The organism is Capnocytophaga endodontalis, assembly GCF_002209445.1.
Taxonomy (GTDB): Bacteria; Bacteroidota; Bacteroidia; order Flavobacteriales; family Flavobacteriaceae; genus Capnocytophaga; species Capnocytophaga periodontitidis.
On record NZ_CP022022.1, the window covers coordinates 872,489 to 898,915 of the forward strand.

The 26,427-nt window shown below is 38.0% G+C and carries 18 protein-coding genes; 5 read left to right on the top strand and 13 right to left on the bottom strand.

Annotated elements, in window-relative coordinates; genetic code table 11:
- Positions 1-4 precede the first annotated feature (4 nt).
- The 5 genes from CBG49_RS04135 to CBG49_RS04160 all read right to left on the bottom strand — a co-directional run bounded on the left by CBG49_RS04135 (position 5) and on the right by CBG49_RS04160 (position 15,222).
- Complete coding sequence (locus tag CBG49_RS04135) at positions 5-1,051, bottom strand: hypothetical protein (protein WP_088593497.1); 1,047 nt, start codon at positions 1,049-1,051, stop codon at positions 5-7.
- A 1-nt stretch (position 1,052) separates the two neighbouring features.
- Entirely contained in the window at positions 1,053-6,392 is a 5,340-nt protein-coding gene (locus CBG49_RS16030; protein WP_227002951.1) for a hypothetical protein, read from the bottom strand.
- 15 nt (positions 6,393-6,407) lie between these two features.
- Positions 6,408-8,459, bottom strand: coding sequence for a fibronectin type III domain-containing protein (locus CBG49_RS04150; protein WP_088593498.1), 2,052 nt, complete (start codon positions 8,457-8,459; stop codon positions 6,408-6,410).
- A 6-nt stretch (positions 8,460-8,465) separates the two neighbouring features.
- Entirely contained in the window at positions 8,466-12,902 is a 4,437-nt protein-coding gene (locus tag CBG49_RS04155; protein WP_088593499.1) for a hypothetical protein, read from the bottom strand.
- 961 nt (positions 12,903-13,863) lie between these two features.
- Positions 13,864-15,222, bottom strand: a complete 1,359-nt coding sequence (locus tag CBG49_RS04160) for an alginate export family protein (protein WP_088593500.1) — start codon at positions 15,220-15,222, stop codon at positions 13,864-13,866.
- A 185-nt stretch (positions 15,223-15,407) separates the two neighbouring features.
- On the opposite strand from CBG49_RS04160, the gene nrfH reads away from it, so the two are divergent.
- The 5 genes from nrfH to CBG49_RS04185 all read left to right on the top strand — a co-directional run bounded on the left by nrfH (position 15,408) and on the right by CBG49_RS04185 (position 20,100).
- On the top strand, positions 15,408-16,025 hold the full coding sequence (gene nrfH, locus CBG49_RS04165; protein ID WP_088595258.1) for a cytochrome c nitrite reductase small subunit: 618 nt from the start codon (positions 15,408-15,410) through the stop codon (positions 16,023-16,025).
- A gap of 26 nt (positions 16,026-16,051) precedes the next feature.
- Entirely contained in the window at positions 16,052-17,518 is a 1,467-nt protein-coding gene (gene nrfA, locus CBG49_RS04170; protein WP_088593501.1) for an ammonia-forming cytochrome c nitrite reductase, read from the top strand.
- 82 nt (positions 17,519-17,600) lie between these two features.
- Positions 17,601-18,821, top strand: a complete 1,221-nt coding sequence (locus tag CBG49_RS04175; protein ID WP_088593502.1) for a cytochrome c biogenesis ResB family protein — start codon at positions 17,601-17,603, stop codon at positions 18,819-18,821.
- Between the two features lie 24 nt (positions 18,822-18,845).
- A complete protein-coding gene (gene ccsA / locus CBG49_RS04180; protein WP_088593503.1) occupies positions 18,846-19,640 on the top strand; it encodes a cytochrome c biogenesis protein CcsA in 795 nt (264 codons plus the stop codon).
- Positions 19,641-19,740: 100 nt separating this feature from the next.
- Positions 19,741-20,100: a helix-turn-helix domain-containing protein gene (locus CBG49_RS04185; RefSeq protein ID WP_009412534.1), complete on the top strand. Its 360-nt coding sequence runs from the start codon at positions 19,741-19,743 to the stop codon at positions 20,098-20,100.
- 34 nt (positions 20,101-20,134) lie between these two features.
- On the opposite strand, the gene CBG49_RS04190 is transcribed toward CBG49_RS04185, so the two are convergent.
- The 8 genes from CBG49_RS04190 to CBG49_RS04220 all read right to left on the bottom strand — a co-directional run bounded on the left by CBG49_RS04190 (position 20,135) and on the right by CBG49_RS04220 (position 26,417).
- The gene (locus CBG49_RS04190) at positions 20,135-20,542 is read right to left on the bottom strand and encodes a hypothetical protein (protein ID WP_088593504.1); all 408 of its coding nucleotides are present in this window, start codon (positions 20,540-20,542) and stop codon (positions 20,135-20,137) included.
- 11 nt (positions 20,543-20,553) lie between these two features.
- Complete coding sequence (locus tag CBG49_RS04195) at positions 20,554-20,925, bottom strand: hypothetical protein (RefSeq protein WP_009412536.1); 372 nt, start codon at positions 20,923-20,925, stop codon at positions 20,554-20,556.
- A gap of 33 nt (positions 20,926-20,958) precedes the next feature.
- Complete coding sequence (locus tag CBG49_RS04200; RefSeq protein WP_088593505.1) at positions 20,959-22,581, bottom strand: hypothetical protein; 1,623 nt, start codon at positions 22,579-22,581, stop codon at positions 20,959-20,961.
- A gap of 146 nt (positions 22,582-22,727) precedes the next feature.
- Entirely contained in the window at positions 22,728-23,987 is a 1,260-nt protein-coding gene (locus CBG49_RS04205) for a putative DNA modification/repair radical SAM protein (protein ID WP_088593506.1), read from the bottom strand.
- A gap of 16 nt (positions 23,988-24,003) precedes the next feature.
- The gene (locus tag CBG49_RS04210) at positions 24,004-24,576 is read right to left on the bottom strand and encodes a 1-acyl-sn-glycerol-3-phosphate acyltransferase (protein WP_193433091.1); all 573 of its coding nucleotides are present in this window, start codon (positions 24,574-24,576) and stop codon (positions 24,004-24,006) included.
- On the bottom strand, positions 24,572-24,754 hold the full coding sequence (locus CBG49_RS15820) for a hypothetical protein (protein ID WP_162613456.1): 183 nt from the start codon (positions 24,752-24,754) through the stop codon (positions 24,572-24,574). Before CBG49_RS15820 ends, CBG49_RS04210 begins: the two co-directional genes overlap by 5 nt.
- A gap of 181 nt (positions 24,755-24,935) precedes the next feature.
- Positions 24,936-25,115: a hypothetical protein gene (locus CBG49_RS04215; protein WP_088593508.1), complete on the bottom strand. Its 180-nt coding sequence runs from the start codon at positions 25,113-25,115 to the stop codon at positions 24,936-24,938.
- A 147-nt stretch (positions 25,116-25,262) separates the two neighbouring features.
- Positions 25,263-26,417, bottom strand: coding sequence for an ABC transporter permease (locus tag CBG49_RS04220; RefSeq protein ID WP_088595259.1), 1,155 nt, complete (start codon positions 26,415-26,417; stop codon positions 25,263-25,265).
- Positions 26,418-26,427: the final 10 nt, after the last annotated feature.

Sequence of the window (26,427 nt, forward strand, 5' to 3'; positions counted from 1 at the left end):
TAAATTAAACTCTTCTCTCAAAAATACGTAAAGTATCATTACTATCTAAAATATAGATATTATTCCCAGAGATTTGCATATCTATGATGTAAGAAATTTCATTTCCTTTCTGAAGCAATTCTGATGACCATATCACTTCCTTTTTCTCTCTGTCAAGAACTGCAAAACGATTGCTATCTCTTCCTTCAAAGGCATAAATGTATTTATCATCGTACCCTCCCACATTATTCAAACACAAAACACTATCATTTTTCTCATTTTTAAACCTATAGCTATTAAAATAGTTTTTATTAGAATTAGAATTTAAATCATATTCCAAATAGAAATATAAATTTAAGTTAAAAATAATACCTTTGGAAATATCCAAAATAGTATCATATCCGAAAAAACCTTTAAAATCCTCTTGGAAAGCATTACCTTTTAAAATTTTTCCATTTGATATAAAATGAGCTTCTTCTCCTGAATAAATATCTAAAACTAACAACCCATTATTGAGAACAAAGCAGATATTGTTTTTATATATCCCTAAAAATTTAATTATTTCAAGTCCTACACTCATAGAGCCTTTTTTATCTAAAGAATACTGCCAAAGGATATCATTTTCCATATTCTTTAAAATAACATTTCTTTTTAAGAATATTTGCAGTATAAAATCCTTTTCCCTAAAGAAATTACCCTCTATAAAATAATCATATTTTTTAATCTCCTTAAAAGGATTTAACTGATAAAGATACAAATCACTTAACCATTTACCTTCTTCATTTTTAAAGAAATTCTTAGAAGTTAGAAAGTTATTATTGAATAAAGTATCTTTATGAAAAAACACATCTATCTCAAAAGAGGTGTTATTGATGTAATTGAAAAATACTGTACCTCCTTCTTTTGTATGATAGCATAGATATGTATCGTAAAAGAAGTAACTTTCATTATCTTCATCTAAAAGATAACCATTGATATATAAGTGATTATTTTCATCATTGAAAGCAATGTGATTGTCTAAGACTTGAAAATTACTTATATTGCTATATGATTGAGTATTTATAAGGTTCATACTATTCTACTTTTATAATTTTATACAATTGACTTTCCTGTTTAGATATTAATTGATGAAAATCTTCTTTCATAAGCTCTTTTAGTTTATTTTGAGAAATATTTTTTGGATAGTTAGATGTATTGAACAAATTATCTCTCAAGTTTTTGTTTTTCCAAATAGTTTTGAAAATTTCATCTTCATTATTAGTAAAGAATTTTTTAATCCCTCCTTTTATTTTACTTGCTGATATTTTTGAAATATCAAAAACATATCTTAGCTCACCTAAAGTGTTTACAGATTGTAGGTAAGATTGAAATTGGTTAAGAGATATTTTGGATGCATCTATATAACTCTTGTATTCCAAATATTTTAAATCTCCTACGTTTTTTTGAAAGAGTTCTATATCAAAACGACAATTAGAACAATCAATTTCTTTTGATTCAAAACGTGCGTCAAACCTTTTAACACTTTGTGGAGTTATTTCAGAGGTTTTACGCATTTTACTTAGCATAAAGGCAGCTCCTTCAACGGCATAGTTAGGACTGTTGTCTTTGTTGAGCTTTTTGAGTTCTCTTATCACATCATCAAAACCATCTACTTCTTTGTACTTTGATACAAAATCTAACACATCATCTAAATACTCGTCCATATTCTTTAAAAATGAAGTAGTTGCTTTCCCACAAGTAGAACAACCAGCTCGTACATTAGCTCTTATAATAGCTTCCAATCCTTCTTCGCCACCAATAGCCTCTAATGCTTTTTTATTACTTAAAAATTCAGCTACTTTGTTTATAACTTTTGAGTCATTAGCAAATTTAGAAGCTTCACTACGAGCTTTTTTAACTAGACTTTCAGCTTTTTCTAAAAGCTCTTTAGTAACTTTTTCAGCGGTATCTTCAGCTATATCTTCAGCGGTGTGCGCTAATCTTGCATTTGTATCGCCACCTATAGGCGCTGTTCTACCATTGAATAGTTCTTCGGCTACATCTTCAGATACGTCTTCAAATCTTTCGGTATTGTTTACTAATACACGTACTCTGTACAAGCCGCTTTCTAATCGTTCAGCTACTTTGCCTGTCGCATTTCTAAAGACTATCAGTAGTTTGCCTGAAGCATTTTTTACATAACGAATGCTTATTCCTATATAACGCAAAGGGTCGCCTATGCGGTTGCAGAATTGCAGGGCTTTTAAGGAAGTGCTTCCTATTTTGGCTAAAACACTTTCACTTGCAGCGACATCGCCAAAACACAATACTATAATAGGACCTGCTATTGAACCTATAAACTCATTTTTTTTGCAAGGATTGTCTTTGCTAAATTGATCGCTAATACCTTCTTTAAACAAGAACCACAATTTGCCAAATCCTAAACCTTTGCCATATATTACATTTCCATTATCATCAGTAACTTCTATATTTTCAAGTTGTTGAACAAATTTGCTGTTGTTCTCACGTCCTTTTGAAGAACCAAAAGAGGACAACAGTTTGCCTAAATCGGGTACTGTTTTTACGACATCTATCAAGCCGTTGTACATTCCACAGAAAAGGGCAAAATTTGCTTGACTTGCTTCTTTTTGTGCTTTGGATAAATTAGATTCTTCACCTGCGATTTGTTCGGTAATGAGATTGACATAGCCTGAAAGATTCAGATAACTAAAGACTTCAGCGTAAATAGGATTATAATTACTTGCTTTACAGTCCCATACAGATTCAGGTATCTTTAGTTTTCCTATACCTGACCCCAACATATCAAATAGGTCGTAAAACGCTGTAAAATGAAAGTCTGTTATGTCTTTCCCTATATAGAATAGTTTTCCAAAGAATGAAGCTTGTTCATATTGGAATTTTTCATCCCATTGTTTGAGTGTTTTTCGCAAGTCTTGATCGAAATTATCGCCTACAACAACTTCTTTTACACTTATTTTCTTATCAGAACCATCGTATTCTATCCAAAAAACAATTTCATCAGGATTTATAGCTACTTTTTCATTGCCTACATACAATTGTGCTTTTCCATTTTCGTTATGCACAGCAATTTTAGCGGTATTTTCTAAAATATTTTTGTGGGAAAGCAAAATTCTTGTATTTAGGTGGTGGTTTTCACCTGTAATAGTGTTTTTAGTGTTTTTAGCGACAATAGAATATAGCTTTTCGGCTAGGTTTTTGCTAAGTTTTTCATCGGCTATTAAGCTATAAACAGTTCCGCCATTTCCGTTGCCATTTCCTATATTAAGCCCCTTGTTTAAAGAACAATCTCTTTTAGAAAGAGTTTTACAGATATATGTATTACCTTCTCTTACTAATATTTCTTCACCTTCAAGACAGTCTTTTCCTCTATTTGTGAAATCAGCAATGATGTATTTTCGATCAATATTTGAATATACTTTTGAACGATTAATGGTTGTTACACCATCTATGCAATCTGTACATAGTAAAAATGCAATACCTCCTCTTGCTTTTATTTCGTTATTTTTTGTTTCAACATATTGAGTGGGGTAATATTTATTGTCTTTTTCATCAGTAACATATTGTAGAACACCACTTTTTGATATTGATAATTCTTTTATTTTCTCAATCTCATTATCATTAAAACTAACTATTTTATTAGCTACAAAAAAACTTTTACAACTTTTTGTTATATCAAATTTAATAGAGCTACCATCTGTACTTCCTGCAATTATTACTACGCCTCCCTTCAGTTCTCCCTCACTTTGTTTTTGGAAGGCATAGAGTTTTACTTTAGGGTCGTTGATTTGCTTCCAATCGCGGTAGAAGAAGTCTTGCCCCTCATTGTAATCCATTAGGGCGGTGGTTTTACCTTTGTCGGCATTTTTACCTTTGAAAGGGTGTTCGAGTTTGAAGATGCCGTGCCCCAGTTCGTGGGCTATGGTGCGTGCATTGGCACTGTAAACAAAGCCATATTGCCCGCCTAATCGCATATAGCCGTGATCGCCAGTGCCGTCGTTTACCAAAAAGATGTAATAAGTGTTCTCTTTTGGCTTTCTGTTGGTTGTAAATTTAGCGATGACTGCGTTTTGTTCAGGACTATAGGTAGAAAGGTCACCAAACTCGTTTTCTGTGGGCAAAGTGCCGTTTTTGAGTTGGTCGCTAATGTCAAAAGGTTTTTCAGTAGTGATGTGTAGTGTTACCCCTACTTTTTCATAAATCTGCTGTACTTGAGCGATTGCCTCTTGAAGGTTTTGTCCGCTTTGAGTAGGCACTAAAGCTACATTTACTTCTTTAGGCGAGAGGTGCACTAAAATACATTTGCCAATGAGTTCTTCTTTTTTGCCTTTTTTGTCTTTCTTTTCTTTGGCAACGACCCATAATTCTTCCTGCGCAAAGTCGAAAGCTCCCTTACGAGTGATTTTGTATAGTCCTTCACCTTTGCTTTCAGCCTCTACTTTTACACCATTTTCTGTATGGAAGAAGAAATCGTATTTGGTAGTATCGGCGGGTTGTATGCGCAGTTCAAAGCTCGAGGTTTTGCCTTTTACAAGCGCTTTATAAGGTATTTCACCATTGGTGTCGTTTGCTAACTCATCGTTGAAGAGCCATTCTACCTTAAAATGTTTGTTGCTAATAGGCGGATTTTTGCTATCTCCTTTTCCGGCTTGTTGGGCTAACTGAGTGCCTTGCTCACGAGTGCCTTTGGCAGTTACTTTGCCACTCTCATCTAACTGATAGACTTTTCCTTGGCTATCAATGATTACATAGTCTCTGCCCTTAGGTAATGTTACTTTGGGTGCTATGCCGGTTTTAGGGTCTACCTTACCGGTAATGGTGATGCGCCCAGTGATGCTATCTACTTGTATATCGTTTTCATTTTCTATCTCAAAAGGCATCTTTTGGTCTTTCTTGCCTTTATCGCCGAAGACTTCACCTATACCTTCTTGTATAAACTGTACATTTCTCTCGGTCTCATCATAAGTGGTTACGAGTTTTCCGTCTATGAGTTGGCGTTCGGTGTTGAGCTTGATGCCATTGAACACTACCTTTATTTTAGTGTCTTGCAAATAAGGCACTTTCACATAGCCTTCACCTGAGTATACGCCATTGCTGCCTGTAGCATTGAGCACGGTTACAGGGAAATCACCTGCCCTAAAGGTGGTGTTAGGATACAAGTTATCCTGCAATGGCTCGGTGTTCTTGATGCGTATCTCGGGTTTTACCCCACATTGCACTTGACTCTTTTCGTCTATCTGCTCGGTGGTGGTAAACTCTTGTTCGGTGCTATACACATAGCTATCTTCCCCAAAAACTGAGGTGCTATTGGCTGCGTTTAGACCACAAGCTACCCCCACTTTGTAGATGTAGGTGCGTCCGCGTTTGAGTCCTATAACTTTGGCATAAGGCATACTCACTTTTTGCGATTTCCAGCTTTTGCCTTTCTCGCGGTACATCACCTTGTACGGGTATTCCTGATTGGGCATCATCGCCTGAGCACTCCATCGCAATTGTGCTGAGGTGCTTTCGGTCATCGCGGTGAGCATTCGTGGTGCTTCGCAATTAGAGACTAAATCGAAGTAAAAAGTTTCGGAATTGCCGTTGTTTCTAAAATACGACTGTTCGTTAGGATTGGTAGGATTGTTAGTAAGAGCGCGTACTTGCCACACATAGCGTTTGTTTTCCAATAGGATGGGCATCATATTGGTATACTGTAACGCTGGGGCATTGGTTTTGGTTTGGTATACTAATCTGCCGCTCATAAATGCCTCTTCAGGCACTAAAGCTAAATCCCATACTTCTTTGAGGGTGAACTCGTACTGCATAAAGGGGACTATATCACGAGGCATCCATTGGAAGAGAATATTTTGAAAGGCGTTCTTTTTGGTGAGCACTTCGCCTTTTTGGGGCATCGTAAGTACAGGAGGTGAGTAGCGGCGTACTTGTATCATCGCGCGCCCTTTGTTGGACACAGGGCGACCTGTAGCTACGTCGTAAAGCGACAAGCCAATAAAATAAGTACCCTCAGGAAGTAGCCCGTTGTAAGTCGCCTCATTGATACCGTAGAGATTCTCGTAGCGCAGTAGGGTTTTGAAATCTATATTGGTAAGTGTACGTCGTACACCTGGAGAGAGGTTTACCAAATAGGGGGTAATATAGTCGGGAGTTTGGGCAATGGTTTGTCCTTGGAAGTTTTCGAGCGAGAATCGTAGTGCAAAAGGTCGTCCGCCGGTAGAGAGGTCTTTGAGCAGGAAATGAGCTTGTATTTTCTGTTCAAAGGTATCGGCATACCCTCTGAGGCTCTGAGGATAGGGTGGGGTGACAAACACTTGCACGTCCACAGGGTATTGCTGAGCTTGCAGGGTGAAGCTCAGCAAGGTGAGGAGGAGGAGTATGTAACGACGTAAGAACATAGTAATTATGGATTGTTAATTATTAATTGTTTTGACTTCTATTTTTTCAGTAGGGGTAGGTGAATTATCTTTTAAAATGACTTTAAAAAGGTAGAGATAAGTGTTATCAGGTTGTATGTCGGAATCTTCAACCGAGGTAACAGGCGTAGTAAAACTGCGCCACAACATAGGTTTATCTCCATTGATAGCTTTGTAAATTATCATTTCATTAAAGCCATCTTTTATAGGTAACCACTGCAAAGTAACTTTTCCTTTTTTAACACGACTTTGAAGACCTCGTAATACCCTATCATCGGTTTTAGGTTTGTGATTGATTTGTATTACAGGCGAGTAGTCGGAAAAATTATTGCTATGGTCTTTTGCACGTACGGTATACTCATAACCCCCTGATACATTAGGAGGAACCGTATAAGTATAGGATTCTTTTTTGCTATTATTTTCAGAATGAATAAGTTTCCAATCGGTAGTACCCTTTTCTCTTCGGTAGAGCAAATATTGGGTTACATCGTCACTAAAGCTCTTACGCCAAGTAAGTTTCCAGCCATTTTTGTCATCGACATACTGAGTAAAAATAGGGGTGGTAGGAGGAACTTTATCGGGTTTGGTGAGTTCTAACAATACGGAGGGAGTAGACTCATTCTTACGAAAATCGATAGCAGTTACCCAATAATATACTTTAGCATTCAAACTTTTGAGAACTACAGTATCTTTAAGGGAGGTATCGGTTATATGAGAGCCCGTGATACGCATCATCTCTTCACCTTTTTGGTTACCTCTAAAAACATAATAGCCCATTAGGTCGGCATCGGTATTGGCTTTCCATTGCAAAGTTACGACCCCTAAAGTATCTATAGTCCCTGTGAGTTGTTGTACCCTTTCAGGAGGGGTTTCGTCATCGGGCTGTACTAACATCGCAAATGAATCGAAAGTAGTGCCATTTTTGGCATACGTGCGCACTTTATAGTAATTAGAGGGCATTGTAGGGGTTATAAGTATTTGTCTATCAGTTACAGCAATAGGAGTTTTTATCTCTTTATAAGCCTTGTCGTCAGGCGAGTGCAAGAGAGAAAAGTGTGTGATCTCATTCTCATTTTCCTTAGAGAAATCCCAACGCAAGCGGTATTGTTTTTCATCTATAGGAACTACCTCAGTAAGTTGTGCTATTTGCGTAATAGCCTTAATACCTTTGCCTTTTATCTCTTGAGAATACGGACTATAAGTTCCAAAGATTGTTTTTCCTTTTAGGCGATAGCGGTACTCCTTATCATTTTGAGCTAATGAATCTACATAAATCATCGCTGTGGAACGACTATTTTGATTCATATTTACCACGGGATGTTCGGTTATTGGAGCAAAAGGAGCATCTCCTTCAGCCTTTTCAATAAAATAATAACTATAGAGTTGGCTAAGGGTTTGATAGTCCCACGTGAGAGTTACTTTTCTATCTTCAAAATGTCCTCTAAAATCAAAAGGAGCTGGTAATTCTTGGAAATCTCTAAGCCCAGCCACTACAGCTCCTTCTTTTATATTGAGCTTATCATTAGGCAATAGTTTTACTTTATAAAGATAATTTTCATTAGGTAATACCTCGTTGTCTACATATCCCCACCCTGCAAAGCAAGCTACAGAGAAGTCTAAATCGGCTGCCATTAGAGCAAAAGAAAAACGGTCGTCTATTTCACGTGCTTTATTGGCAATTCCTTCTATAGGGTTTTGGTTATTAGAAATCTCAGTTTCAAAAGTTTCACCATAGATAGCTTGTGCGACAATAGCGGCATTGTCGTTCTTTTCAACCCATTCTTTCCACTTTTCTAAAGGAGGGGTTTTGAAGGTGCCTAACACTTTGGTTTCGGGGGTAGTGAGCAGTTTCCCATTGCGAAGGTATGTAGTCCGTTCTAACAGAAATCCTATGTTATTGGCTTTCTGCCACGCTACGGGGGCATCTACTGCCCATCGCAAAGCAATACTGTTTTTTCGTACCTCTTTACTTATTTGCACAGAAGGGTTTTCTTGTGAAAAGGCAAGAAAAGTAAAAGTATATATAACTATAAATAAAGCTTGTTTCATTTTCTCTTAAAACTTATATTTGTAAGGTGTTTCGGAAGTGATTTTTCCGTTAGGTAATTGGTATTTTAACACAGCTTTGTAGTTTTTAGAAGGAAGCACAGGGAAATAGAGTTCCATAAACTCTACGTACAAAGGATTTTGCATTAGTTCACTCAAGTGATTAGCAAAGTAAGTGTGCTGATCATCCCAGTCTTTTTGATAATACATAAATACATCATATCGATAAGGGAATACCCGTTTTACATCGTAACTACTCCATTTAAGTTCCTCAGGATAGAACGGAAAAACAGTGACAGCCTCTTTAGGAGGATAGCCTACGGTGTTAGTATCTCTGCTAAGCCAAGGCTGTCCTTGAGGGTTGTTGTATAAATATTTAGTAAATAAAGCGTCAAACTTATCATCTAATACAGCTTCAGCTTTTATGAGAGGAATTCCCGAATAAGTGGTTCCTATGAGTTCAGCTTCTTCAAAAGGTTCATCAGTATTCATATCGTTCTGTAGCAAGGCAACTGCCGAGTTATATTTTATCCACAAATGTTTCGTATTGAACTTCTTCATCTTGTCACTCAGACGCTCGTATTTACTAGTGTTAAATTGGTATGACAAACGTTCAAAGCCTCCTCTATCTACATTAGCTTGTGCTTTTTTGTTCTCAAAGGTGTAAGAAGTTTCGTCTTCTCCTTTGTCAAATTTTCCCTCAGAAATTTTGGGGTCATTTTTCTTTCTTTGTGACTTTTCAGCACTTACTTTTGCTCCTTGCTTGCTATAGCTCACAATAGAAAGCCCATATTTAGTAGCTTTGGAGAGTTTAGGCATAGTGAAGGAAATTTTGTTTTCTGCTTTTAAGTAAGTAGGAGTAAGCTCAAGGGCTTTACCACCTCCTTCGGGCTCTATAAATAATCGAGTATTCCAATGTGCATCTTCAAACAAATAAGGCTGACCTTGTGCTAATTGTACAAAGCCTTCATCACTTTCGCCTATGAAATAGTTCTTTTGGTCTAATACAGGATAGGCGTATTTTATATTCTTATTAGGGATATAATCAGGAGCTTCACCTGTGGTAAATGTACGCTCTTCGGTTTCTACGGCTTTTTTACCATCTACCATCACAGTATGGTAACTTCCTCCTTTAAGTTCTTTAAAGCTTACACTTACAACAGCTTTTAGTTTTTGATGAGGAGGAAGCACCTCTCTTGGAGTAAAGTTAAGTTCATCTTGATTTTTACCATAAGTTAGTTTTCCTTCTATGGTATTTCCTTGCGCATCAATAACTTCAAATTTTTCTAAGTTTACTATGTAAGTATGGTCATGGTCATCTTCTGGGATAACAATAGGTTTTTCTAATTCTAAGTTAAAAGTAGCTTGAGGAGAGAGGAATACATCTACATTTTCACTACGGTCAGAAGGGGATACGTCCGAGATAATTTTCATACCTCCTAACACTTGATCGCTTGCCAATTCACATTGTTCTCCAAATTCCATTTTTAAACGGAAGCGACCTTTTACCAATCCGCCGAGTACATTGTAGTAGCCACCTAAATAACCTCGTGCCCAGAAAGGATTAGGTCCTGACCCTTGTAGTAAAGCTGCTACCCCTGCACTAAGTATTGGGATGCGTTTGCGAATAAAGAACAGTTTTATTTTAATACCTAATTCGCCTTGCAGATATACATACGTTTGTCCGTTAGCATACCATCCGTTGATCCCTAGTTCTCCACTTCTGCCTTTGCAATGGGCATTGCCATAATTTTTTAACATCAAATCTGAACCAAAGCCAGCGGCAAAACTCGCGTAGAGAAAACCTACATCAAATTTAGTATCAAAGTTTAAATGTGCACCAAAAGCAAATCCTTTACCTTCTTTTATTTGGTTAAGACTCTTCATATAACCTATCTCATCAGGATTAAGATTGAGTATTTCGGCTACTTTTGCAGGAGGTTGGGGAGCCTCGCCTATTTTGGTACCTATCATAAGATAGGTTTGAGCTTTGAGATTTAGAAAATCGCCAAATCCTACTTGCAATCCCATCATCTCACGAGTCGTACCTAGATGATAATACCAATCTTGAGGGTCTACGTGCAATACGGCTCGTCCTGCCAAGTTACCATTACCAGTACCTCTTATCACTCCTCCAGCTACATTCACATATACTTCCATATTAGAGTGATAAGCTTTTGAAGCAAAATCATAACTCACATTTAATTGAGCGAAAATAGGTGCTTTTTGGGTTTCATTGCTTTTATCTATAACAAAATCATCGGGGATGTCAGCTTTTCCTGAATTGTCCAAGTATTTATACTTTTCATTTTTAGCTAACTCTTCCATTTTTACAACATTTTGTACATTGTCAGCAAAACTTTTTTGTACGGTAGCAAAAGGATTGGATAGTTTATCTTGGAAGGCATACATTACAGCAGCATTACCATAAAAGCCGATTTTTGAGAGTCCTCCTCCTTTATAAGTTTGTATATCTAACAAGGCTAAAAAGGATAGTACTTTTTTGTCTTGAAAAGCTCCTAACACTCCGGCTTTTAGCCCCAATCCTATTTTTTCATCAGGAACAAGAGAAAGCTCTTCTAATTCCTCTTTTTCTTTAGGATTGCCTAAAGGGCGCATTTGATAATACGCCCCTCCTACAAAACCTGTTATTTTCACGTATTGGGTGTTGATATTTAGTCCGTCTACCATAGCTTCAAAGCCCCAATAGCGGAAGTCCTTACTGCCAAATACAGCATTAGCCTTAACATCTACATCAATTTTAGTGATTTTAGCGGCAAGTTTGGCTTTGAATCCATTGCCGTATATTGGGTGGTTTTTCATTAGGTTCAGCTCTCCACTCACTTTAGCTACTGCTATATCTACTTCTTTTAATTTGAGTTTAGTAATTTCAAATCGGTCGTAATCCCAATGTTCATCGGTGTTTTTAGCGTAGATATTGAAATCACCTTCGGCAGAAAACTTATCTTTTTGTAAGCCTACCCGTATACCAAAATGTAATTGAGCACGTTCTTCTCTAAAAGCTACACTTACATCTTTGATACTCACAGGGAAGCCTGCTATTTTCTGTTCTCCTTCACAGCCAAAATACTCAGCTGATATGTAAGGAGCTTGTGTTTGTAAGGTGAATTTTTGAAATTTAACTCCTTCTAATCGATAAATATTTTCATTATCTTTAGGGGCGTCTAAAATCATTGACCCATCCAATACTACTTTTGGGAGAAATTCTTTGTTTTTTACTTGCAATTCAACATAAGAAGAAGGCAGGATAACAGCTTTTGCTTTCCACATATCAAAGGAAATAGACTCTAATGAGGAAACACGGAGCATATAGTTATCCTCGGAAAAACTACCCTCAAAATGAATTCCACGAGAATCTTCTTTTTCTATAGGAATACGGAAAGCACCAGAAAGGGCACCTCCGGTGAGTTTAGAAGCTACAAAATCAGCTTGTATGTGGTCTATGGCGTATTGCCATCCTTTCTTTTTATCCTCAGAAGTACGTCCTTCTTTAAAGCTAATGAGATTCTCTGCTGACAAACTTCCTGAAAAACCATAAGCATCCAAAAGGAAGTTAGTTGCTTTTAAACTTACTCTCCCTCCTGTTTTTTTGAACTCCTCAGGTAAGGTAACCGTGAGTTCTTGTATATAAAAGCCTCGCCAACTTTCTTGCCCAGCTACTAAATACTCGTCATATCCTTGAGGGAAAACCATTGCTGGGGCATTATTGGTATCACTCATATCCAAGACCATTCGCTCAGGGTGAAATATAAAAGCTCCTTTATCTTTATTTTGTATTTGCCTTGTAAGAGCAAAAGCAGGTAGTTTAAGTTCTACTAGCAAGTTGTTAAAATCTTCTGCTACTATAGCCACTTCGCTTTCTACATAACCATTGGCTATAGGCTGTAGTTGATTGTCAACCGGAACTATGAGTTCATTAGAGATGCGTATCATCCCTTTTAAAGCAATTTTTTTCAATCCGTTACAATCTACTTCAATATATGTTTGGTCGTCTACAGTTTTTCCTTTTACATTTTTACCTCCTTTGAGCAAAAACGACCAGTTTTTAGTATTACTAATAGTCACATCACCTAATAATGACAAATGTACATCGCCTACTAACTGACCTTCATACGAAAAAGGAATTTCAGTAGCCCCAAAGTAGAGTTCGCGTTTACCTGAAGGATTTTGTGTGTCGGGGAAGGTAATGCGGGCATAGATATTTACAGTAGTTTCGTTAGGAGAAAAAGTAGCATTGGTAATCATCATAGCATACTCTACGCCATTCTTATTTTCTCTAATTCCTACAGGGAGTTCAGTAATATCTTGAATTTGGTTTACCCAATGGGTTTTCTTTTCTAATGAAGTAAAATTTTCTTGCTCTTGCGCTTTCAAACTACTATAGCACAACAGCAAAAGTAGCAAATAGATGCTTTTTATTCTCATAGCGGAAGTATATTTTTTTAACGCTACAAAAGTAAAAAAATATTTTGAAATAACAATTATATTCGCATTAAAACTAAAAATGTATTCACATTTTTTATTCGATACGTTGTTAATCAGTGAGATGTATTATATGTTTTTAGTTATTTCTCTCTAAGAATTCCTATAAGTATGCTTTTCTAGAGCTTTTTTGATTTATATATTTGTAGAATTTATAAATATCTGTATCTTTGTACATAAATTGAATCTTTGTAACACAGATATTTCCGTGTATTAATTAACACTAAAATAGAGTATATAATCGAGTATTTTTATTAGGTTTTTGGGTGTTTTTTGAACCTAAAAAGCATTGATAATCAAAACATTTTTAAATCAATGTAAAATTGTGGTTCCGAAGGTCGTGGGTTCGAGCCCCATATTCCACCCAAAGGGGAAACCTAATAAAAATACGCCTTAGAGCGTATTTTTTTATGTCTACACTTTATGAACTTATACAAAGCGAGTATATTTCCGAGTATACAAAATTGAAAGAACTTATGGAGAAGAAGAAATATTGAAATTCAAGTATAAATCATAAATAACGTCAGTTCGATATAAAAGATTATTGATTTACAGCTTTGTAACATAATATATTCACAAAATAATTCACCGTCAGGTGAAAATTCGTGAGATAATATAAAATAAGGAGTTTTATGCATTCTCAATTTCGTGAAAATTCGTGTAATTCGTGGGAGATTAAAAATATTTTACTGATTGTTAAATAATTACTTACGCCGAACTCACGTTAATTATATAGAATAAGATTACTCATTTACACTTTATTTGTATTATCAATTTTTCTCTTATTAAAGAGATTCCTATATTTTGTAGTGTCTAAATGTACAAGGAACAAGTAGTAGCAAAATGTAAAAAAGGATAGCTCTCCACAGAAAGCTATCCTTTTTTATATAAATATTAGTTGTTTTTAAAACATTGCTGAAAACAACTTAGGATTGATGTTCAAACTGCACCAGAACCAATCTTGGTAACCGCGTTGGTTAGCAGTACCTTTGAGAGCTTTGGTACCATCGTTAGCAAAGTAAGTAGAGTAACCTACTTGCAACCCTATAAAAGGTTGTACTTTTAAGTTGTACACCAAGTCGATTTCACTGCCATAGCTACTGTGTTTTTTGCCTCCAACCTCAAATTTAGCAGCAGGTGCAAAATAGTGGAAAGTAGCGCTGAGGTTGCTCTTTTCGCCAGTGCGTACATTAGCAGTGAGATAAGGATTGAGCAAACCCACAGAAGGGGTGAAACCTACATAGTAATAATCCATAAAGCCGTAGAACTTGTGGTTGGTACCGCTGAAAGGATTAAATTTCTTATCTTTAGAATTGTCATCAGAGGCGTTGCCACTGAGGTAGTCTACTCCAGCGGTTAAGCCAAAGATAGGAGAAAACTTATAGCCTGCATTCACAGCAAACATATAAGCACTTTTATCGGCACCTGTATTGTTTTTGCCGGTTTGCATATAAGCCGAAGCACCATAGCTCAACTGGTTACTTTTGCCAGTGTAGTGCGCACCGAAAGTTTGCATATTTTGGTCAGCACTATCATCAGTACGGTAACCTAAGTTAGCAAACAAGAGCGACAATTGGTGTGCTTCACTGATGCTATAGTGCGCGTGAAGAGCTTGCAAGTGTTGATAATCCTGACCCAATCCTGGAGTGAAATTCTGTCCGCTCGGAGTATTTACATTTAGAGTAGGGGTCGTGGTACTTCCCGATTGGTTATAAGCAAAGAAACCGCGAAGTGTCAACTTTTCAGAAGGTGTCCAATTGAGGTTCACTGCATCGTGGCTACGTCCGGCAGGATGCCAATCAAGCGACCCAAAAATGCGATCATCATCTAAAACAATCATCTGTCTACCTACTTTTGCACTAAGAGTATTTACAAGCGGAAATTCAGCATAAGCCTCAAAAACCGACATACCGCCTGTTCTATCAACAGCTTGTATTTGTTGCGCTTGCCCCCATACATTCACATTTTGTAGTGATATATATAGGTGTAAACGATCGGTGTGCTTGTAGTCAAAGTTCAAACGCGTACGGTTATTTGTGAGAATTGCAGGTGATTCCCCCTCCACTAAAGGACGATATGCCCCATTGCGATACTCAAAACGCGGGCGCAATTGCGCTGATAGTGTAAACTCGTTTGGAGGTGGGGGAGGAGCCATTTCATCCATCGGTGGAGGTGTTGGCAACTCTTCTTGTGCACTTGCTAAAGTAGGGCACAAAACGAAAGCAGTGCCCAACGCAAAAATTGATAATAAATGTTTTTTCATCGGTATAATTTTTTTTGAATTATTTACACTTAAAAAATGTTAATATATTGAAAATGAAACAAAAACAAATTTCTCTTATTTAGACTTACAATAAAGTATACAGTTTTTTTTATTTTCATTTGCAAATGTATAGAAACTATTTTACATTTGCAACGAAAAACAACGAAAAAATATTTTTTTATATAATGGCGACAACAGATAACAACACCCCATCTACTAAAAAAGGACGATGGTTTCGTTTCTTAATTCCCTCGTTAGTAGGGATACTGATAGGGCTTTGTGGATACATATTTTATATATCCAAAGCATATACCTATCTGTCTGACGACCCTAAGGCGTGTGTGAACTGCCATATTATGGAGCCTGAGTACGCTACGTGGATGCACTCCTCTCACGGTCGCAATACCGTGTGTAACGATTGCCACGTGCCTCACGACAACGTTTTTCGCAAATACTATTTCAAAGCGAACGACGGACTTCGCCACGCTACAATGTTCACCTTCCGTATGGAACCACAAGTGATTAAGATGCACACTCCAGGGCAAACAGTGGTACAAGAAAATTGTATTCGTTGCCATAGTACTTTGGTAAGTGAAGTGCAAGCGGGCAAGGTGACTGCTAAAATGGCTCACGCCGATAACGGTAAATTGTGCTGGGACTGCCACCGCGAAGTGCCTCACAGCCGTGTACGAGGGCTCAATGCAGCTCCTCATTCCCCTGTACCTATTATTAGTAATATGCCAAGCAATACCCCTGAGTGGCTTGATAATATGGTGAAAAATAAAGAAAAATCAACAAATTAAAAAAACGAAATATAATTTATACAGCGATGAAAAAGAAACATTGGTTAATTGCAGGTTTATTAGCAATAGTTACCTTTTTGTTAGGACTATTGGCTAATTCAATAATGAACAGATCTTCAGAAGCTCAGTTTATCGCAAGAGGCGGTAATAACCTCCCCGATCAGGAATGCAAAAACGAGCTCTTTGAACCGTTCTATCCTCGTGAATACGCTTCGTGGGCAGCAACTGCCGACACTACTTTCCGCTCTAAGTATATGAGTAGTCAAGATGATGATTTGCTCGCTTTGCGCCCCGAAATGGTAATCCTTTGGGCTGGTTATTCTTTCTCTAAGGGATACAACGCTCCTCGCGGACACATGCACGCTATTGAAGACGTTACTAAAATCCTCCGTACTGGCGCCCCTACCGATTCTACACACTCCCCTCAACCAGGTACTTGCTGGACTTGTAAAAGCCCTGATGTGCCTCGCCTAATCAAAGAAGTAGGTGCTGAAACTTACTACAGCGCTCCTTGGGATCAATGGGGTAGCCAAATCGTAAATCCTATCGGTTGTGCTACTTGCCACGATACTAAAACTATGAAATTGCAAGTAAGTCAATTGGCTTTACAAGAAGCCTTCAAACGTCAAGGTCGCGATATCAATAAAGCTACTCACCAAGAGATGCGTTCTCTCGTCTGTGCGCAATGCCACGTAGAGTACTACTTCAAAGGTGATAAAAAATATCTTACTTTCCCTTGGGATAAAGGTATGACTATTGAAAAGATGGAAGAGTACTACGATGCAGAAGGTTGGACTGACTATGTACACCCACTTAGCCGTGCCCCTATCCTTAAAGCACAACACCCTGACTATGAACTTTCTCAACTCGGTATTCACGGACAACGTGGCGTTTCTTGTGCCGATTGCCATATGCCTTACAAAACTGATGGTGCTGTGAAATTCACCGATCACCAAATCAGTAGCCCTTTGCGTAACGTATCAGCAAGTTGCCAAACTTGTCACCGCCAAAGTGAAGAAGAATTGGTGAAAAACGTATACGATCGCCAAGATGCTGTATATGGTATGCGTATGAAACTCGAAAAACAATTAGCAAAAGTACACTTTAAAGCTAAATTCTTGTGGGATAACGGTGCTACTGAAGAACAAATGAAACCTACTTTGGCACTTATCCGCAAATCACAATGGCGTTGGGATATGGTACACTCTTCACACGGTGCCGCTTTCCACGCTCCTATCGAATCTGAACGCCTCCTTAGCGATGGTCTTATCTATGCTTATCAAGCTGAAGATAATTTAGATGTGCTTAAAGAAAAACTAAACATCAAAACAGCTTTTGTAATGCCTGATATCAGCACTAAAGCTAAAGCTCAAAAAGAAATCGGTCTAGATATTCCTAAAGAAGAAGCTGCTAAGAAAAGATTCTTAGAAACTATCGTTCCTAAATGGATTAAAGAAGCCAAAGAAAAAGGACGCTTAGTAACCCAAAAGTAATTTACGAATTACGAATGACAAATGACGAGTAGGGGCGAATGTAATTCGCCCCTATTTCTTACCTCTTATCTCTTACCTAACTATGAAACAATATCCTTTCGCTATTCTCGTAGCGTGCATATCCCTTATCATAGGGCTGATACTACAACTTACCTTAGGAAGTATCAGCAAAAGTTGGTTTAGCTTTCCTTACAATGTAATAGGAGGCTTTGCCTTTGTGGTACTCACTACAGCTGTATATTTTATTTTTAGAAAAACAAACTTCATCGTGCGCTTTTCATCAGCGCCTTTTGCTATTGTTACGGTCGTAACCCTTGGGGTTCTCACCATTGGTTTGGGGAGCATCAACGTAAATCCTCAAGAGGTAGCTCATAGCTTTGTGGGCAAATTGGGCTTAGACGACCTTACCAAAACTTGGTACTTCGGCATCGTTTTCGTGTTAGCACTGATGAACCTCTGGTTTTCTATCCTCAAACGTTCAATGGTCTACCAACGCAAGAACATCCCGTTCCTCCTCAATCACTTTGGCTTATGGCTTACAATGTTCGCTGGCGTATTAGGTCAGGGAGATATTATACGTCTGAAAATGAACCTCTATAAGGATAAGCTCGAATGGCGCGCTACTACCGAAGATAATCAAATGGTAGAACTCCCCATCGCTATGGAACTCAAAGAGTTTAGTATCGATATCTACCCTAATAAACTATTTGTTATCGATAGCACAGGCTCAGCACTACCTCACGAAAAACCTATAGGCTTTATGCTCGAAAAACAAGGTGAGAGTATGACCCTGCTGAACTGGAAAATTACCCTTCTCCAATACCTCGAAAAAGCAATCCCCGATACCGATAGTACTTATGTCAATCACACAATGTGGGGAGCTACCAATGCAGCCAAAGTAACCGTAGAAGACCTCCGTACTCATAAAAAGAAAACCGATTGGATTTCAGCTGGTAACTTCCAATTCTCACCCCGTGCCATTCATTTAGACGATGAACATACCTTAGTAATGGCTCCTGCCGAAGCACGTAAATTCCAATCTGAGGTATTAGTATACCAAAAAGGAAAACAAGAAGTTTTAGAAGAAAAAATAGAGGTGAATCACCCTATCAGTGTAGGCGGTTGGCGTATTTATCAATTGAGTTATGACGAGCGTATGGGACGTTGGTCAGAACTCAGTGTCGTCGAACTCATCTCCGACCCTTGGTTACCTGTCGTTTATGTAGGAATTTTCTTACTACTTGCTGGCGGTATTGCCCTACTCTTTGAAGTAAAAACTAAAAAACAAACATCTAATTCCTAACTCCTAATTCCTATTTTCTAAACTATGTGGCATTATTTTAATCTTATAACATATATCACAGTAGCTTTGTGGCTACTTTCAGGTACGCTTATCTACAGCAAGAGCAAAGCGCTCAGAGGAGTGAGTATTGCAGCTCACTTGATAGCTACCTTAACCATAGGAGGTTTTATTGTTGCCTTGTGGCAAAACTTAGACCGCCCGCCCTTGCGCACACTTGCCGAAACGCGTATTTGGTATGCATTCTTTATGGGGCTCATAGGCTGTGCTATCTATTGGCTCTATCGCCAAAAGTGGATGCTTAGTTATTCAGCAGTAATGGGTATTGTATTTATAGTGCTTACCTACACTCACCCCGATACAATGAACAAAGCCTTGATGCCTGCTTTGCAGAGCGTTTGGTTCGTGCCCCACGTAATCGTGTATATCTTTGCTTATGCGATGTTGGGAATGGCTTCTCTCACTGCTTTTTATGGTATTTATCGCTATAAAAAAGGACAAGAAGTACAATCAATCTTTACTGTTATCGACCAACTCGTAAAAATAGGTTATGTATTTCTTACCTTTGGATTGCTCTTTGGAGCCCTTTGGGCAAAAGAAGCGTGGGGACACTATTGGACGTGGGACCCTAAAGAAACTTGGGCGTTTATCACTTGGCTCGGCTATTTGGTATATCTCCACCACAAGTACAATCACAAAGAAAAGAAACCATTCCAGAGTTTCCTTATTGTAGGAATTGCCTTTATACTGCTCCTTGTTTGCTGGTTTGGTGTAAACTACTTACCAACAGCACAAATGAGTGTACATACCTATTCTGGATAAATAATAAAAAAAGTCGCTAAGTACCTCACTAAGCGACTTTTTTTGTTTAATAGGAAAATTATTTATACTTTTGCCTACTGATTATTAAAATGGTATTAAGATGATTGAACAACCAGAAGTAAAGATAAAGCAAGCACGCGAAGTAAAAAGAGTTTCTCAAGACTTTGTCGCGGCTCAGTTAGGAATTTCTACACGCGCTTATTCAAAGATTGAATCAGGAGAGACGCAACTTACCATTACGCGCCTCAACGAAATATGTGCTATTTTGCAAGTAGACCCGATGAAAGTTTTAGGTTTCGACGATAAAAAAGTGTTCAACATCAATAATAATTCTTCTGGCACTTGTAATGGAGAATATCATTTGAATCAAATTCCCGAAAAATTAATAGCTCAATACGAAGAAACTATAGCTTCCCTGAAAGAGCAAATAGTAATGCTCAAAGAGATGCTTAATAAATAATAAAAAAGCTGCCTTAGGGCAGCTTTTTATCGTTTTAGTTGAGTACCAACTTTTCAGTTTTGGTATCTCCTTTTTTCAAAGTAATAGAAACTCTTTTAGTTTTACTACTATTGTTAAGTGTATAGTGCGCTGAAAAAGTAAAGGTATTAGTCTCATTATTAACACTTGTGAATTGCGTTCCTTTATCAAGATTGGTAAAAGTAGCGTTACCTGCATCATCAGAAACTACTTGGAAGGTAGCGTGAAATGTTTCGTCGCCCATCATATTCCAAGTATCTTGATCGTAAGCGTATACTCTCACTCCTTTTACAGGTTTACCTAAGAGGTCTACTAATTGAATAGTAGCAGAAGTTGCTTTGTCTTCATCCTTGTCTTTACTACACGCAAATGTGGTGATTGCTGTAAGTAACAATACTGTTGTGTACATTAAAAATTTCTTCATTGCTTTGTGGATTATTGGTTATTACTGTGATTGTGTATTTCAATAGTTGTGTTACCTGCATTCTGAGGTTGAGCTTGTTGAGGAGCATTCTCACGTTTTGCTTTGATTTTGATAGTTTCAGTGGTTACAATACCAGCTGTAATTCCACTAATCAAAAAATCAGCAAGGTTAGTACGAGTAACTACTTGACAGTTACCTGAAGAGGGTGTATTTACTTTAGTCCGTCCTATAGGAAGTAGTCCCCAAAAAAGCCATACTTGTTTACCTTTGGCATACACATAATCTTCGGTAGGGGTTTCGCGAAACTGCCCTACATCTGTTTTAGTGGTACGACAAGCACTTAACATTAGCAGTGCTGTACCAAGAATTAAAAATTTCTTCATTGGTTTATGAAAATTAATTAGTTACGAAATTGATTAGGGGAAAGAAACTGTAATTTCTCTGTTGTTTCTACTAAATTCAGCATCGTAAGAGCCTTCAGTAGGATAAAAAGCATAACCTTTGTTTTGTTTCCAGCTTACGGTATAAGTTTCTAATGCTACCTCAAAAGTTCTTGTTGTTTTTCCTTCCATTACAAAAGTACTACTTCCTACTTTTACAGTATATGGATTTTTAGAAGTGTTTTTAATGATAAGTGTTCCTTTTGCTTGATTATTACAGTTTTCAGTAGTGTTGAGGGTTACTTGAACCATATTGCTATAAGCATTAGTAGTAAAACTACCTGTTTTAGTATGACCACAAGGGGTAGTAGCAGTATAGCTAAAACTTTTGTTTTGTTCAAGTTCAAAAACTACATAACCTTTAACACTACCTATTGTGTTAGTGCTTTTTGTTTGCCCTTCAATAGTTATTTTTACATTGTTTAGGTATTCATTACTATCTCTTACCAAGAATTCAACGTTTACTTTTCTTGTTTGTGCTTGGCTTCCTGCAAGAGTAATAGTACTTTCTTTAGCAGTACCATCAATAGCGAGTTCTACTTCTTTGTAGTAAGGTGAAGAAGAAGTAACTACAAAAAATGTATATTTTTGATTGTTGTATGTAGGACGGAAGTTGCTGAAAGTAGCTATACCTTGTACATTGGTAGTAGCATTTTTAGTAGAAGTTAAAAGATTTTCATTGCCATTACCCGTTTTAAGTCCATAACTGAGAGCTTGAAAAGTATAAGAATCAGCAGCATACACCTTTTTACCACTTACAGCAGTACCATTGCTTACTACCTTTATCTTTACAGTATAATCCTTTGCAGTAGCTGTAAGAGCGATGGTATTATCGCCTTCAGCAATTGTTTTTTCTACTTCAGTAGAAAGATATTCATTGTCTTTTTCTACAATGAAATACAGCTTTCTACCTATATATTCTGATACATCAATAATAGCACTACCATTGCTTACAGTAGCCTCTTTTACAGCTACGTGGCTTGATTTAAAAGTACTATTAGCTACGATTACTTTTATTCCATTAGTAACCCCTGATACAGTGATTTTTGCAGTAGCTTTTTTCGCAGCTGGTGCTGTACTATTAGAAGAGGTTTTAGTAAGGGTGCGTTTAGTAGTTTTACCATCTTCATCTTTTACAGAAACTATGATGTTATCCCCAGCTTTAGTAATATCCAAAAGTTCTTTCTTCCCTTGAATTACAAGATAAACCTTGCCATTTTCTACTGTATAATTAAAAGTGCCTCGATTTTCAGTACAAGTATTGTCCTCATCGTCATACTGATTGGTGATAAGAGTAACTTGATTTTTGGTAAAGACAAAAGACCCTTTTTTAACACAATTCCATTCAGTTTGGTGGTTAGCATTGTTAGAGAACTTCACTCCGTCATACTCAAATTCTACGTGTGACCACGTTCCGTTGAGAAAGTCGGGTGTAATAGCTGTTACAGCCTGACCAGTATTGCTGTTGCCATTACCGTTCCCAGTGCCATTACCTCTGTTATTGCCGTTGTTGTCGCTCCCTCCATCGTCTTTGGAGCAACCGATAATCGTAAGTGCTATAAGTGAAAGCACCGTGAAAAATGTTGATAATCTTTTCATTATTTGAAATTTTATGAATTAAACGGGGCAAAAATACCACGGATAAAAAAGATATACAACACTAATTATTTCTTATTTTGAACTTATATTTCTTATTTTGAACTATTATAGAACGAATGATGAGAGATAAATAATGAGAGAAGAATTTAAAACAGCGATAACTGTCCGTTGAAGAGTTCTTTGTGCTTGTTATGGCTGTTGGCAATGAGCAAATGGCGGAGTTTTGTGGGCTCCATAGTGCCTGCCAATGGGGTTGCCCCGCTGCAAGTGATGAAGTATTTGGCTCGGCTGAGGGTTACTCCTATCTGTTTGAGACTGTAATAGGTGAGTTTTTGGAAGGTGCGCGCTGTGAGTATCTTCTGCACTGAGCGTACGCCTACCCCTGGGATGCGCAAAAGCATCTCACGAGGTGCGGTGTTTACATCTACCGGAAAGAGGTGTGGGTGGCGCAATGCCCAAGCGAGTTTGGGGTCTATTTCTAAATCGAGAAAGGGCTGACGTGTATCTAAAATCTCATCGGGGGCAAAGCCATAGTAACGCATTAACCAATCAGCTTGATAGAGACGATTTTCACGCACTATAGGCACCTGAGAGTGAATAGACGGCAATCGGCTGTCTTGCAATACCGGTACATATCCCGAATAGTACACCCGCTTCATCTCTAACTTATCATACATATAACTGGCGACTTTTATTATCTTCTGGTCAGTTTCATTAGTAGCGCCTATAATCATTTGGGTAGTTTGTCCGGCGGGAGCAAATTTTGGTGTATGCTTGAATTTCTTCTTTTCAATAGAGTGAATAGCCAATTCATTTTTCAGCTGCTGCATTGGGGTGATCATCTGCTGGTGATCTTTTTCGGGGGCAAGCAACTTGAGTCCTTCTTTGGTGGGGATTTCGAGGTTGATAGAAAGGCGGTCGGCATAGAGTCCTGCCTCGTGAACGAGAGCTTCACTCGCCCCTGGAATCGTTTTTAGGTGGATATAACCATTGAAACGCTCTTCTAAGCGCAACTTTTTAGCCACGCGCACCAATCGTTCCATTGTAGTATCGGGGTCTTTGAACACTCCCGAACTGAGGAACAAGCCCTCTATATAATTTCGGCGGTAAAAGTTGATAGTGAGGTCTACCACCTCTTGCACGCTAAAAGCAGCGCGCTGTATGTCGTTGCTGCGTCGCGATACGCAGTACACACAATCGTAAATACAATGGTTGGTAAGCAGTATTTTGAGCAGAGAAATACACCTGCCGTCCTCGGTAAACGAGTGGCAGATGCCAAAATTGGCTGCGTTGCCCAATTCACCTTTCACTGCCTTGCGCGAGCTTCCGCTACTGGAGCAAGAAACATCGTATTTGGCAGCATCGGCGAGGATCGCTAATTTTTCTTTAATGCGCTCAAAGTCCATTGTTAGGGGATAGGGGTTAGGAAATAGGGGATAGGGGGTTCCACTGTTCGGGGTATTTTGGATTGATATCCTTGTAAAAATCGTAAATTTCCTGCATAATACTCTCTTGAGAGCGCGTTTGCAGGTCGGTGAGGGAGATGGTTTTGCCTATGTATATTTTCTTTTTCTTAAAATCGCCAGCCCCCAAAACCACAGGCACTTGGGCAGAAAGAGCGATATGGTAGAAGCCCATACGCCATTTGTTCACGCGAGAGCGCGTACCTTCGGGGGTTACCACCAAGCTAAAATCTTCTTCTTTAAAGCGTTGGGTGATAAACTCGATGAGGTGGTTGTGCTGAGAGCGGTTGATGCCTATGCCGCCCAATTTGCGTACCACCCAACCATACCAAGCTTTGGTGTGGGCATCTTTGATAATGAGTTTGATAGGTTTTTCAAACTTCCAATACGCCAAAATACCGAGAACGAATTCCCAATTGGTAGTATGAGGCGCTACTACCAACACACAGCGATTGAGGGTTTGTTTATCGCCTTGTAGTTCTATTTTCCAGCCCATCACCCATAAGGCGAAAGAGCCAATCCATTTTTTAATCATAAACTGTCAATTTGTCGATTCTGAGGTAAGAGGTTAAGAATGTTACAAAAAATAACAAACCTGATATAATGGTTAAGAAATGCATTTTGTTGTTGAGATATTCCATTAAGCAATAGCCAGAAAAGCACAATGAAAGACACATCATTACGATAAGAACGATTTTTCTGCTGTTCATAACCTTGATTGTTTTAAATATTTACGGCAAAAGTACGAATAATTAGGAAATTGACAAATTTGCAGAAGAGTTAGCGAAGAAGTTGCTTTTATGTCGCTACACTTTGCTAAAATAGAAAGACTTTGATAAAGTCTATAATTAAAGCGAGCTAACGCTCTTTTTTCTTTATAGTTGCAAAAGATTACTTATTTTTATTTTTAAAACTATCATAGAGAATTATGATGAGATGGATTGACAATACCAAAAAGAAAATAGGATCTAATACCTTGCTTGCAAAGGCTTCATTGGGTAATTTAAGTAACACAAAAGGGAAGAGAATTACAACTAATATTGATAATACTTTTTGTAGTTTATTCTTCATTGCAAATATTATTTTAGTATTGTTTTTCAATGGAGATATAAGAAAACCCTAAATTGCGTAATATGGCTGTTATGTAACCAACTCCTACTATTGCATAGAGCAATCCGAATAATGTTTTCTTTGTCATAATATATTTTTTTTAATGTTTTATTTCATACGTACGCGTGATGAGGCTACTAACGAAGCTAAAACACCTAATATTACTATTGTTGCAAAAACAATTACTATATTTAGCGCTGTAATAGCAACGGGGTAGGGGAGGGTAGGACTTATCTTCACAAACTCAAAATGTTGTTGTAGCAATACAATTGTCGCTCCTAATACAATCCCTAATACGGCACCTAATACCGATGCCATAGTGCCTTGCCAGAAGAATATCTGTCGCATTTGTTTTTCGTTCATTCCGAGGGCATAGAGTGTTTGTAAATCATCCTTTTTATCCAAAATCATCATAATAATTGCCCCTACAAGATTGAAAAGAGCAATGATAAGCACCAAAATAAAGATGAGATATACCGCTATATTTTCGGTGTTGAGCATACGGTAAAGCGCATCGTTTAGTTGTACGCGGGTTTTTACAATTATGGGCTCGTGAAAGAGCTGTGTGAGCTGCGTAATTACTTCTTTTTCATTGGCATTAGGGGCTAATTTCACTTCTATAGCCGATACTTGATTTTTGTTTGCTCCCAACAAAAACTGCGCCTCATCTAAGGACGAAAATACGTATTTCTTATCTAAATCTTCTGTAAGTTGATAGATGCCTTGCACTACCGAAAAGGCTTGTCGGTAAGGCATAGGGTCGTTTAGGATACTACCTTTACCAGCTTTGGGGACGACTATTTGCAAGGGAGAAGAGCCATCGGCGAGGTTCAAGCCTAAGTTATTGAAGATGGTGCCTCCTACAATTACACTGGGGGGAGTGAGATCCCAGTTGCCTAATACGAGGATACTATCCACTGCATTTACCAATGGATACTCAGTATCTACCCCTTTGATATAGGCGATATGGTTCTTTTGGTTATGAGTGAGGAAAACCTGTTCTTCTAATACTTTAGTGAAGTGAGCAACCGAGGAGAGTTGGCGTAAGTTTAGAGTGTCTTGTTTGGTAATCGATAGGTATTTGCCTGTTTTTGGGAATATTTTCAGGTCGGGGTCGAAGGTAGAGGTGAAAGAGAGGGTAAATTCTTTGAGTCCGGCAAATCCTGCGAGCACGATAAAGAGGGCAGCACCTCCCAGCACCACTACAAAGGCAGTAACCCTATTGATAATGTTGATAACGTTCTGTGAACTTTTGGCGAACATATAGCGCCTT